Here is a 12,127-nt window from a genome sequence, read left to right on the forward strand (position 1 = left end):
ACTATTGAGCAATATTTGTTCCAACCTTGGCTCCAGCGTGATCACTGGCAGCTCCGACTCAGTGCCTACAATGCTTTGGACGATTGCGCGAGAGACACCGACGCGCACGGCGGCCACCAATGCGGCAGTATCTTGACTCTTGGCGGCGTTGTTGGCGATGGCTTCGGCAATACTGCGAATGTCACGCACCGGCACCTGCTCGGCCAGCAGTGCCTGCAGCACCTTGAGCAATTGCGACAGCGAAACCACACCCGGCACCAGCTCTTCTGCCAGTTTCGGTGAGTTTTTCGCCAGCAATTGCATCAATTGCTGCACTTCTTCGTGGCCGATCAGCTCACTGGAGTGTTTGTACAGAATCTGGTTGAGGTGAGTCGCCACTACCGTACTGGCATCGACCACCGTGTAGCCAAGCGATTGCGCCTGAGAGCGCTGGCTGATTTCGATCCACACTGCCTCCAGGCCGAAAGCCGGATCTTTGGCGTTAATGCCATTGAGTGTGCCGTAGACCTGTCCGGGGTTGATCGCCAATTCGCGCTCCGGGTAAATCTCGGCTTCGGCCAGGATCACGCCCATGAGCGTCAGGCGGTAGGCACTCGGCGCCAGGTCCAGGTTGTCGCGAATGTGCACCGTCGGCATCAGGAAGCCCAAGTCCTGGGACAGCTTCTTGCGCACCCCTTTGATACGCGCGAGCAGCTGACCACCCTGGTTGCGATCCACCAGCGGAATAAGGCGATAGCCTACTTCCAGGCCAATCATGTCGATGGGCGTCACGTCATCCCAGCCCAGCTCCTTGGTTTCCTGGGCGCGGGCCGGCGACGGCAACAATTCCTGCTGGCGCTTGACCTCCTGCAGGGCTTGAACCTTGGCCGCATTCTGCTTTTTCCAGAACAGGTAGGCACCACCGGCCGCCAGGGCCGCCATGGTCAGAAACGACAGGTGCGGCATGCCGGGCACCAGCCCCATCACCGCCATCAGACCGGCAGCCACCGCCAATGCCTTGGGCGAGGCGAACATCTGGCGATTGATCTGCTTGCCCATGTCTTCGGAACCCGAAGCACGAGTCACCATGATTGCAGCCGCAGTGGACAACAGCAGTGATGGCAATTGCGCCACCAAACCGTCACCAATGGTCAGCAACGCGTAAACCTTGCCGGCATCGGCGAAGCTCATGCTGTGCTGGAAAATACCGACCGCCATGCCGCCGATCAGGTTGATGAACAGAATCAGCAGGCCGGCGATGGCGTCACCGCGTACGAATTTGCTGGCACCGTCCATGGAGCCGTAGAACTCGGCTTCCTGGGCGACCTCGGCGCGGCGGGCCTTGGCTTGCGCCTGGTCGATCAGACCGGCATTGAGGTCGGCGTCGATCGCCATTTGTTTGCCGGGCATGGCGTCGAGGGTGAAACGCGCGCTCACCTCGGAAATCCGCCCGGCACCCTTGGTCACCACGACGAAGTTGATGATCATCAAAATCGCGAAAACCACGATACCGACGACGTAGTTTCCGCCGATCACCACCTCACCGAAGGCCTGGATCACCTTGCCCGCAGCAGCATGGCCGTCCTGACCGTGAAGCATTACCACCCGAGTGGACGCCACGTTCAGCGCCAGTCGCAGCAAGGTCGCCACCAGCAGGATGGTCGGGAACACAGCGAAATCCAGCGGCCGCAAGGCGTATACGCAAACCAGCAGCACGACAATGGACAGGGCGATGTTGAAGGTGAAAAACACGTCGAGCAGGAACGGCGGCACCGGCAACATCATCATTGCCAGCATCACCAGCAACAACAGCGGCACACCCAGGTTGCCCCGACTGAGCTCAGCCATGTTACTGCGGGCAGTGTTGATTAACTGAGAGCGATCCACCGGTATTCCCCGTTCCTTTGAAGCAAACTTTTGACGCCTGAAGCAGGCTCGGGGCGGCTACTGCAAGAAGCTTTCCAACTTTTGCCGGAGGGTGAAATAGAGGGGGTTGAAGCGAGAATGTGCGCCGCGTGAGCGAGGCGCTGCGGGGGTATCTGTTGTACCGCGTTATCGTTCTTCGCCTGTAGGAGCGAGGCTTGCCCGCGAACCGGACGCCGCGGTGTATCTGCTGCATCGCGTAATCGTTCTTCGCCTGTAGGAGCGAGGCTTGCCCGCGAACCGGACGCCGCGGTGTATCTGCTGCATCGCGTTATCGTTCTTCGCCTGTAGGAGCGAGGCTTGCCTGCGAACCGGACGCCGCGGTGTATCTGCTGCATCGCGTTATCGTTCTTCGCCGGCAAGCCTGGCTCCTACAGGCGAAACAGACACCGTGGTGTATCTGTTGTACCGCGTCATCGTTCTTCGCCTGTAGGAGCGAGGCTTGCCCGCGAACCAGACTCCATGGTGTATCTGTTGTACCGCGTCATCGTTCTTCGCCTGTAGGAGCGAGGCTTGCCCGCGAACCGGACGCCGCGGTGTATCTGCTGCATCGCGTCATCGTTCTTCGCCGGCAAGCCTGGCTCCTACAGGCGAACCAGACACCATGGTGTATCTGTTGTACCGCGTTATCGTTCTTCGCCGGCAAGCCTGGCTCCTACAGGCGAACCAGACACCATGGTGTATCTGTTGTACCGCGTTATCGTTCTTCGCCGGCAAGCATCCATCAGGAATCGCGTCGCAGATCCGGTGGAATCGGCAAATCGTCCTTGAGCGGTTCCGGCCGTTTGCCCTTGCCGGCCCGATATTGGCGAATCTGATAGACATAGGCCAACACCTGCGCGACAGCCAGGTAGAGCCCGCCCGGGATTTCCTCTTCAAGCTCGGTCGAATAGTAAATCGACCGCGCCAGCGCCGGGGATTCGAGCAGCAGGATCTCGTTGGCCGCGGCGATTTCGCGGATTTTCAGGGCCAGGTGGTCGCTGCCCTTGGCGATCAGTAGCGGCGCACCACCCTTGTCCGCATCGTATTTGAGCGCCACGGCGTAGTGGGTCGGGTTGGTAATGACAACATCCGCCTCGGGAATCGCAGCCATCATGCGCCGCTGGGACATTTCGCGCTGCACCTGGCGAATCCGCTGCTTGACCTCCGGCCGACCCTCCTGGTCCTTGTGTTCGTCGCGTATTTCCTGCTTGGTCATCAGCAGCTTTTTGTGGCTTTCCCAGAGCTGCACCGGGACATCCACGGCGGCGATGATGATCAGCCCGCACGCCATCCACAACGTGCTCCAGCCCACCACTTGCAGGCTGTGAATAATTGCCCTGTCCAGCGGCTCATGGGCGATGCGCAGCAAATCGTCGATATCCGAAGACAATACCGCCAGCGCCACGAACAGAATGATGATGAATTTGGCCAACGCCTTGAGCAGCTCCACCAGCGCCTTGGCGGAGAACATGCGCTTGATGCCGGGCAGCGGATTGAGCCGACCGAACTTGGGCGCCATGGAGCTTGTCGCGAACAGCCAGCCACCCAACGAAATCGGACCGATGATGGCGGCCAACACCAGTGCAATCATGACTGGCTGAATCGACCAGAGGGCAATCTGCCCCGAATGCAGCAGATAGGTGGTCATGGAGCGCTGATCCATGATCACTTCCCTGGGCAAGGAGAAGTTGATGCGCATCAGCTCCATCATGTCCTGCGCCATCATTCCGCCGAAAATCAGCAGCGCACAAGCACCGACCAGCATGATTGCCAGGGTGTTGAGTTCCTTGGAGCGCGCAACCTCGCCCTTCTCCCGGGCGTCCTTCTTCTTTTTCTCCGTGGGGTCTTCTGTCTTGTCCTGACCGCTCTCGCTCTCAGCCATGACTCAGCGCGCCTTCGCCAGTTCGCGTAAAAACTGCAGGGCCTCGGTGGCCAGCGGTTGATACTGATTGAGAATGTCCGCCATGCCGATCCAGAGAATCACCATCCCCAGCACCAGAATCAGCGGGAAACCAATGGAAAAGATGTTCAGTTGCGGCGCCGCGCGGGTCATCACGCCAAATGCGATGTTGACCACCAACAGCGCGGTAACCGCCGGCAACACCAACAGCAGTGCCGCACCGAGGACCCAGCCGAGTTTGCCCGCCAGCTCCCAGAAATGATTGACCATCAACCCGCTGCCGACCGGCAGGGTGGTGAAACTCTCGGTGATGACTTCCAGCACCACCAGATGGCCGTTCATTGCCAGGAACATCAGGGTCACCAGCATGGTGAAGAACTGCCCGATCACCGCGACCGACACACCGTTGGTGGGGTCGACCATCGACGCAAAGCCCATGCCCATCTGAATGGCGACGATCTGCCCGGCCACCACGAAGGCCTGGAAGAACAGTTGCAGCGAGAACCCCAGGATCACGCCAACGAGAATCTGCTCGGCAATCAGCAGCAATCCGCTTAAATCCAGTGCATTGACCGGCGGCATCGGCGGCAGTCCGGGCGCAATGACGACCGTGATGGCCAAGGCGAAATAGAGGCGCACGCGCTTGGGCACCAGGGTCGTGCCGAATACCGGCATGACCGTCAGCAACGCGCCGATGCGGAACAGCGGCAACATGAAGCTCGCCACCCAGGTACTGATCTGGGTGTCGGTCAAGGCAAGCAGCGATTGCATGGCTCAGCCGATGACCATCGGTATGTTGTGGTACAGCTGAATGATGTATTCCATGAACGTCTGCACAATCCATGGCCCGCCGACGATCAACGTCACCAGCATCACCAGCAGGCGCGGCAGGAAGCTCAAGGTTTGCTCGTTGATCTGCGTGGCGGCCTGGAACATGGCCACCAGCAGCCCCACCAGCAGACTCGGAATCACCAGGATGGCGACCATCATGGTGGTCAGCCAGAGCGCCTCCCGGAAAATGTCGACCGCTACTTCAGGCGTCATGGCGAGACACCGCCAAAGCTGCTCGCCAGGGTGCCAATGATCAACGCCCAGCCATCGACCAGCACGAACAACATGATTTTGAACGGCAGGGAAATGATCAGCGGCGAGAGCATCATCATACCCATGGCCATCAGCACACTGGCGACCACCAGGTCGATGATCAGGAACGGAATGAAGATCATGAAACCGATCTGGAATGCGGTTTTCAGCTCCGATGTGACGAACGCCGGCACCAGGATGGTCAACGGCGCCTGATCCGGGGTGGCAATGTCAGTGCGCTTGGACAGCCGCATGAACAGTTCCAGATCACTGGTGCGCGTCTGGGCCAGCATGAAATCCTTGATCGGCACCTGAGCCTTGGCCACCGCGTCCTGGGCAGTCATTTTTTCAGCCAGGTAAGGCTGCAAGGCGTCCTGATTAACGCGATCGAACACAGGCGCCATGATGAACAGGGTGAGAAACATCGCCATGCCCGTGAGGATCTGGTTCGACGGCGTCTGCTGCAGACCCAGGGCCTGACGCAGGATCGAGAAAACAATGATGATCCGGGTGAAGCTGGTCATCAAAATGACGAACGCCGGGATGAAGCTCAGCGCGGTCATGATCAGCAGGATCTGCAGGCTGACCGAATACTCCTGGGCACCCTGTGCGTTTGTGCCCAGGGTAATGGCAGGGATCGACAACGGGTCGGCGGCCCATGCCAACGGCGCGCCCAACATCAGGGCCAGCGTCAAGACGATGCGTAACGCACCCATTACTTCTTATCCTTCTGATCCTTGCCGAGCATCTTCAACAAATGCTGGGCAAACTCCGGGGTCGCCTTTTCAGTCCCGCTCGGTACCTGCACCGGCTCCTTGAGCACGTGCAACGCAGTGATGGTGCCTGGGCTCAGACCGAGCAGAATCTGCTCATTGCCGACCTGCACCAACATCAGACGATCGCGAGGGCCGAGGGCGCGTGAACCGATCAGCTCGATCACCTGCCCCTTGCCGGCAGGACCGGCCTGCTGGACCCGGCGCAACAGCCAGGCGAGGAAAAAAATCAGCCCCAGCACCAGCAGCAGGCCGAACACCAGCTGCGTCAACTGTCCGGCCACCCCGCTACTGACCGCAGGGGCGGCGGCAGCAGTGGCGACAGGTTCGGCGGCCAGCACATCGAACGGCAGCGCCAGCGCCAGCAAGCAAACAGAAAGCTTTTTCACTCAGCGCAACTTCTTGATGCGTTCACTTGGGCTGATCACGTCAGTCAGGCGGATGCCGAACTTTTCGTTGACCACGACCACTTCGCCATGGGCGATCAACGTACCGTTGACCAGCACGTCCAGCGGCTCGCCAGCCAGGCGGTCAAGTTCGATGACCGACCCCTGGTTGAGTTGCAGCAGGTTGCGGATGTTGATTTCAGTGCTGCCCACTTCCATGGAAATCGACACCGGGATATCAAGGATCACATCCAGGTTCGGCCCTTCCAGGCTGACCGGATCGGTGTTTCTCGGCATGCTGCCGAACTCTTCCATCGGTACACGGTTGTCGGCCGCCAACAGGGCGTCGATGTCGGCCTGACCGGCATCGCCGGTTTCTTCCAGGGCCGCAGCCCATTCGTCTGCCAGTGCCTGGTCGTCCTGGATGTTCATTTCGTCAGCCATCATTTGTCCTCGGCGGGCCACCTGTCTGCGGGAGGCCGTCAGTTAAAAGCGAATGTGTAAACGCCGGTCAACGGCGCTCGATCGGCTCGATCACTTGCAAGGCAAGATTGCCTTTGTGCGACCCCATCTTGACCTTGAAAGCCGGTACGCCATTGGCGCGCATGATCATGTCTTCCGGCATTTCCACCGGGATAATGTCCCCCGGCTGCATGTGCAGAATGTCGCGCAGCTTCAATTGGCGACGGGCAACCGTGGCGCCGATCGGCACGTCGACATCCAGCACATCCTGGCGCAGGGCATTGACCCAGCGCTCGTCCTGATCGTCGAGGTCCGACTGGAAGCCGGCGTCGAGCATTTCGCGCACCGGCTCGATCATCGAATACGGCATGGTTACGTGCAGGTCACCGCCACCGCCATCGAGTTCGATGTGGAAGGTCGACACGACGATGGCTTCGCTGGGACCTACGATGTTGGCCATGGCCGGGTTCACTTCCGAGTTGATGTACTCGAAGTTCACTTCCATGATTGCTTGCCAGGCTTCCTTCAAGTCGATGAAGGCCTGCTCCAGCACCATGCGCACCACACGCAGCTCGGTCGGGGTGAATTCACGGCCTTCGATCTTGGCGTGACGGCCGTCACCGCCAAAGAAGTTGTCCACCAGCTTGAACACCAGTTTGGCGTCGAGAATGAACAATGCCGTGCCACGCAGCGGCTTGATCTTGACCAGGTTGAGGCTGGTCGGTACGTACAGCGAATGCACGTATTCGCCGAATTTCATGACCTGCACGCCACCGACCGCCACGTCCGCCGAACGGCGCAGCATGTTGAACATGCTGATGCGCGTGTAGCGGGCGAAACGTTCGTTGATCATTTCCAGGGTCGGCATGCGTCCACGGACGATGCGATCCTGGCTGGTCAGGTCATAGCTTTTGACGGTGCCGGGGTCGGCAACGGTATCGGTCTGTACCAGACCATCGTCCACGCCATGCAACAGCGCGTCGATTTCATCCTGGGACAGCAGGTCCTGCACGGCCATGTCGTGTTTCCTACTGCAGTACGAAATTAGTGAAAAGCAACTGTTCGACGACCACTTTGCCGAGTTCTTTCTGAGCCACTTCCTGGACGCTGGCCGTCGCTTTCTGACGCAGCATTTCCTGGCCGACCGGCGATGCCAGCGTGGCGAAATCCTGCCCGGAGAACAGCATGACCAGGTTGTTGCGGATCACCGGCATGTGAACCTTCAGCGCATCCAGATCCGCCTGATTGCGCGCCAGCATGGTGATGCTCACCTGCATGTAGCGCTGACGGCCGTTCTGGTTGTAGTTGGCGACGAACGCCGGCGCCATCGCCTCGAAAATCGCCGGTTGTTTACCGATCGGAGCGGTTTCGGCCACGGCCACAGGCTTGCTCTGGGCACTGTGCATGAAAAACCAGGTCGCCCCCACGGACATACCGATCGCCAGCAGCAGAGCCACCACGATCAGGATAATCAGCTTGATTTTGCCTTTGGTTGCGGGATCTTTTACCGCTGCTGCGTCGCTCTTCGCCATGCCAATAATCCGTCACTATTCGGGTTTTCACAGTCGCACGGCAAGGCTGGAGCAAGTGTTATGCCAGAAGTATCGGACGGGGGATGCGCCCCCCCCCTGTAGGAGCGAGCAAGCTCGCGATGGACTGAAGAACGCCCCGGGGTGTCAGGCTCCCAGCGTTATCGTTTGCGTCCATCGCGAGCTTGCTCGCTCCTACAGAGAGAATTGAATCAGATCAGGCGTAGTAGTCGACCGCGCTGGAGCCGATCACGCTGGTCACCGGCGCAGCCACCTCGGCAACGCTCGGTGCGAGCTCTTCGTCCATGCCGTCGAGTCGACCGCCATTTGCACTGGACCGACCGCTCTGGCTCTGCTGAGCCTGTTGCTGTCCTTGCTGCGAGCCTCGGGACTGGTCGGACACGTTGACATCGACCTGGCCCATGCCTTGTTGTGCAAACATGTCACGCAGGCGATGCACCTGGCCATCCAGCGCTTCGCGAACGCCGGCGTGAGCGCTCATGAACGTCACCTGGGTCTGCTGGTCCGGAATCATGTTCACCCGAATGTCCAGGCGCCCCAACTCGGCCGGCTGCAGTTGTATGTCCGCCGCCTTGAGATTGGCACTGGACAGGTACATGACCCGGTTGACCACTTCTTCGGTCCAGCCGCTCTGATGCATGGCGATCGGCTGGTTCACCGGCACGGCATTGGCGGTTTTCGGTGTCGCCGCCTGAGTCAGCGCCGCCAGACGGTTGGCGAAATCATCGACCCGGGTATCGCTGCTGGCCGCCTTCAGGTCCTTGAGGCCGTCATCGATCAGACCGCTGAACGCCTTGTCTCCCCCCTGCTCAGTGCTGTCCTTGCTGGTCTGGACTTCGAGCATGCTGGCCATGCCGGCGGCAAAATTCTGCGCCGAGGTCTGCTCACCTTCCGCCTGAGCCTGGGCAGGCGTTGCTGCCACTTTGGGCTGCGACTGACTGGACGCAGACACGTGTCCGCTTTGCTCCATGGCCATGCGCACGGCAGGCAATGCGTCGAGAGGATCGGCTTCAGGGTCGAAATCGGGATCGGTATTGGTATCAGTAGCGGCGACGGCAACTGTCGCCGCGCTTGTGGCGGCCATCGAAGCGGGGCTGATCGGCTGGGCCGCTGGCTGCGCGACTTCCACCTGCGGCGTTGTCGGCAGCGGTGCTGTTTCAACAGGCTGCACGACCTGCAGCAAGGCCGGGTCAAGCGCCGGATCGACGGTCACGGCATCGACGACGGTTGTCGGCGCGCTGTCGGTCGCTTCGTCGCTGGAGGACTGATCGTCAGTCTGTGCCGTTTTTTCATCAGGCAAGGTTTTGCCGCTATCGGCAACCGTCGGCTGCGGGGCGGCAGAATTGTCGTCGGCGACATCCTTCTTGCCGACGCTATCGGGAGTCTTGTCGCGCACCGGTTTGACCGAGGCACCGGCCGTCGGAGCGGGCGTGCTCTGAGCCTGCCTGGCATAGACCTGAGCGAAGCTTGCAGCCTTATCCCCGGGCTCAGTGACCGACGCCGTGGGATTGGCGGAGACGGTTTGAGTCTTGGCCTGCGCGGCGGCCTGAAGCAGTGTATTGGGGGTAACGGGCATTTAACGGTCTCCGCTGCACTGGAATCGTAGGTACAGTTGTGGAGTAAGCTGCAAAGGTCGCGCCAGTTTCACTAACGGACGCGATCAAAAAGGTCGAGCGGTCGTGCTGGCCGAAAGAGAACGCTGACGCTCTTGTTCATAAAGCGGGCGGATAAACGCAAACTCACGGGCGATTTCAGCCACCAGAGCCTCAAGATCAGAAAGATTTTGCCCCTTGGCTCGTTGCTCCAGCTCATGGCAGAGCCCCGCCAGGCGTATGGCGCCCATATTGCTGCTGCTCCCCTTGAAGCTGTGAGCCGCCTCAAGAACCTGCGCGGCATCGGTCGACACGGTCAACCGTTGCAAGCGCTCTACGGAGTCCGCAAGGAAGGTATCGATCAGCGTCGAAAACTCATCCTCCATGACCTCCCGCAACGCGTTCAAAGCGTCCGGGTCCAGATGTATGTCTGCCACTTGTTCACTCCTTGATCAAGAATGCGCGGATTATGCCAGAGCCTCCCAGAAAAACTCCACGCGGGCGCTTCGACCATCGTCGGACCAACTGGCGTTACGCCCCAACTGACGGATCAGACTGACACCACGACCCGACAAACGGACCGGATCAAGGGGACGCTCCATCACTGATCCCACATCGAATCCCTTGCCGCTGTCCTCGACGCGGATCACCAGGCAACCACCTTCACCTTGCGGCATAACCTGCAAATGTACCCGCACGTAACCGTCCTGCAGTTGATCCAGACGTGCGCTGCGCTGCTGATAATAGCGGCCGAAGCCGGCGATATCGCGCTTGAGACTGGAATCCAGCCCAAGCACGCCATGCTCCAGCGCATTGGAGTACAGCTCGGCCAGTACACTGTAGAGCGCCCCGCTCTGCGCCCGCAGCCCATGAACCTCAAGCAACAGTTGCAACAGGTATGGCAGCGGGTTGAAGCGCTTGAGCGTGGAGGCGCGAAACTCAAAACTCACCGACCAGTCCAGCGGACAGGATTGACCACTGTCGGAATAGATGGGAGGCGACGGACTGAGCTGTTGCGGATCCAGCAGGCTGATTTCGACCATGCTGACATCGTCGCGGGCTTGGCCACGAAAATCCCGCAGTGCCTGCTCGATCTCCTCGAACAAAGTGTCCGGATGACGATTGGCGGCAAACACCTGTTGCAGGCGCTGCACACCAAACAATTGATCGTTGGCATCACAGGTGTCGATCACCCCGTCGGACAGGAGGAACACCCGATCGCCCATCGCCATTGGGAACACTTCGGTGCTGTCATCGAAGGCCTGCGGGCTCAATACGCCCAGCGGCAGATGCCGTGCAGACAGCGGCGTGCGCTCCCCCGTGGCAATGCTGTGCAGATAACCATCCGGCATGCCGCCGTTCCAGACCTCCACCGAACGACGCTGAAAACTCAGGCTCAACAGGGTTGCACAACAAAACATATCCACCGGCAGGATGCGCTTGAGCTTGGCGTTCATTTCGCGCAGGGTTTCGGCCAGTCCATAGCCCTTGGCAGTCATGCCGTAGAAAACTTCGGCCAGGGGCATCGCGCCGACCGCAGCCGGCAAGCCATGACCGGTGAAATCGCCAAGCAGCACATGCATATCACCGGCCGGGGTAAACGCAGCCAGCAGCAAATCACCATTGAACAGCGCATAAGGCGATTGCAGGTAACGGATGTTGGGGGCATTCAGGCAGCCGGAGTGCGCCACCTTGTCGAACACCGCCTTGGCCACTCGCTGCTCGTTGAGCAAGTAATCGTGATGCCGGGCGATCTGGTCACGCTGCTGCAGCACCGTGGCCTGCAACCGCCGCAGGCGATCCATCGCCTTGATTTTGGCGGCCAGGATCACCTGGTTGTACGGTTTCGCCAGAAAATCGTCACCTCCAACTTCCAGACAACGGGCCAAGGCCTCGCTTTCGGACAATGAAGTCAGGAAGATGATCGGTACCAGAGTTTCCCCGGCCAATGCCTTGATCTGCCGAGCGGCTTCGAAGCCGTCCATCACCGGCATCATCGCGTCCATCAACACCAGTTGCGGACGTTGCTGATCAAACGCTTCGACCGCTTCGGCCCCGTTGGTCGCCGTCAATACCTGATGCCCCTGGCGCCGCACGATGCTCGACAGCAGCATGCGGTCAGCCGCGCTGTCTTCGGCGATCAGTATCGTCAGCGATTCGAGTGCAGGCTGCACGGCAATCAACTGATGTCGAACAGCTTGTCGAAATTGGAGATCGCGAGGATTTTCCTCACATCGGAACTGCTGTTGACCACGCGAATATCCGAATCGTCGCCGCCGGCGTGATCACGCAACAGCAGCAACATGCCCAGCGCGGAGCTATCGAGGTAGGTCGCCTCTTTGAGATCGACCACCACCGAACTCGGCATGTTTCGATCAACGCACTCATAAGACTCGCGAAATTCCTGATGCTTGGCGAAATCGAATCGTCCCTTGACCGATATCGTCAGCTTTTGCCCATCCGGGGAGACTTCTGTGACAACTGACATGTTATGGCT

Annotated in this window: 13 protein-coding genes; all 13 read right to left on the reverse strand. The window is 59.8% G+C overall.

Annotated elements, in window-relative coordinates; all coding sequences use genetic code 11:
- Positions 1–1,866 (reverse strand): flagellar biosynthesis protein FlhA (gene flhA / locus ACQKP2_RS02330; RefSeq protein WP_427574053.1); only part of this gene is annotated, 1,866 nt, incomplete at its 3' end.
- Between the two features lie 760 nt (positions 1,867–2,626).
- The gene (flhB, locus tag ACQKP2_RS02335) at positions 2,627–3,766 is read right to left on the reverse strand and encodes a flagellar biosynthesis protein FlhB (protein ID WP_427574054.1); all 1,140 of its coding nucleotides are present in this window, start codon (positions 3,764–3,766) and stop codon (positions 2,627–2,629) included.
- Between the two features lie 3 nt (positions 3,767–3,769).
- Entirely contained in the window at positions 3,770–4,555 is a 786-nt protein-coding gene (fliR, locus tag ACQKP2_RS02340) for a flagellar biosynthetic protein FliR (RefSeq protein ID WP_427574056.1), read from the reverse strand.
- A 3-nt stretch (positions 4,556–4,558) separates the two neighbouring features.
- Complete coding sequence (gene fliQ, locus ACQKP2_RS02345) at positions 4,559–4,828, reverse strand: flagellar biosynthesis protein FliQ (protein WP_427574057.1); 270 nt, start codon at positions 4,826–4,828, stop codon at positions 4,559–4,561.
- Positions 4,825–5,583, reverse strand: a complete 759-nt coding sequence (gene fliP, locus ACQKP2_RS02350) for a flagellar type III secretion system pore protein FliP (protein ID WP_427574058.1) — start codon at positions 5,581–5,583, stop codon at positions 4,825–4,827. Before fliP ends, fliQ begins: the two co-directional genes overlap by 4 nt.
- Positions 5,583–6,029 carry a flagellar biosynthetic protein FliO gene (gene fliO, locus ACQKP2_RS02355; protein WP_427574059.1) on the reverse strand — a complete coding sequence of 149 codons (447 nt, stop codon included), beginning with the start codon at positions 6,027–6,029 and terminating at the stop codon, positions 5,583–5,585. Before fliO ends, fliP begins: the two co-directional genes overlap by 1 nt.
- Complete coding sequence (fliN, locus tag ACQKP2_RS02360; protein ID WP_427574060.1) at positions 6,030–6,470, reverse strand: flagellar motor switch protein FliN; 441 nt, start codon at positions 6,468–6,470, stop codon at positions 6,030–6,032. It abuts the gene before it with no gap.
- 67 nt (positions 6,471–6,537) lie between these two features.
- Positions 6,538–7,506, reverse strand: coding sequence for a flagellar motor switch protein FliM (fliM, locus tag ACQKP2_RS02365; protein WP_427574062.1), 969 nt, complete (start codon positions 7,504–7,506; stop codon positions 6,538–6,540).
- A 10-nt stretch (positions 7,507–7,516) separates the two neighbouring features.
- Complete coding sequence (gene fliL / locus ACQKP2_RS02370; protein WP_427574064.1) at positions 7,517–8,020, reverse strand: flagellar basal body-associated protein FliL; 504 nt, start codon at positions 8,018–8,020, stop codon at positions 7,517–7,519.
- A gap of 214 nt (positions 8,021–8,234) precedes the next feature.
- Positions 8,235–9,614 (reverse strand): flagellar hook-length control protein FliK, encoded by a 1,380-nt coding sequence (locus ACQKP2_RS02375; protein ID WP_427574066.1) that lies wholly within the window; start codon positions 9,612–9,614, stop codon positions 8,235–8,237.
- 84 nt (positions 9,615–9,698) lie between these two features.
- Positions 9,699–10,067, reverse strand: a complete 369-nt coding sequence (locus ACQKP2_RS02380) for an Hpt domain-containing protein (RefSeq protein WP_427574068.1) — start codon at positions 10,065–10,067, stop codon at positions 9,699–9,701.
- A gap of 30 nt (positions 10,068–10,097) precedes the next feature.
- Positions 10,098–11,804, reverse strand: a complete 1,707-nt coding sequence (locus tag ACQKP2_RS02385) for an ATP-binding SpoIIE family protein phosphatase (protein ID WP_427574070.1) — start codon at positions 11,802–11,804, stop codon at positions 10,098–10,100.
- Positions 11,805–11,809: 5 nt separating this feature from the next.
- Positions 11,810–12,118, reverse strand: coding sequence for an STAS domain-containing protein (locus tag ACQKP2_RS02390; RefSeq protein ID WP_427574072.1), 309 nt, complete (start codon positions 12,116–12,118; stop codon positions 11,810–11,812).
- Positions 12,119–12,127: the final 9 nt, after the last annotated feature.

The organism is Pseudomonas sp. NPDC089569, assembly GCF_050280625.1.
Lineage (GTDB): Bacteria > Pseudomonadota > Gammaproteobacteria > Pseudomonadales > Pseudomonadaceae > Aquipseudomonas.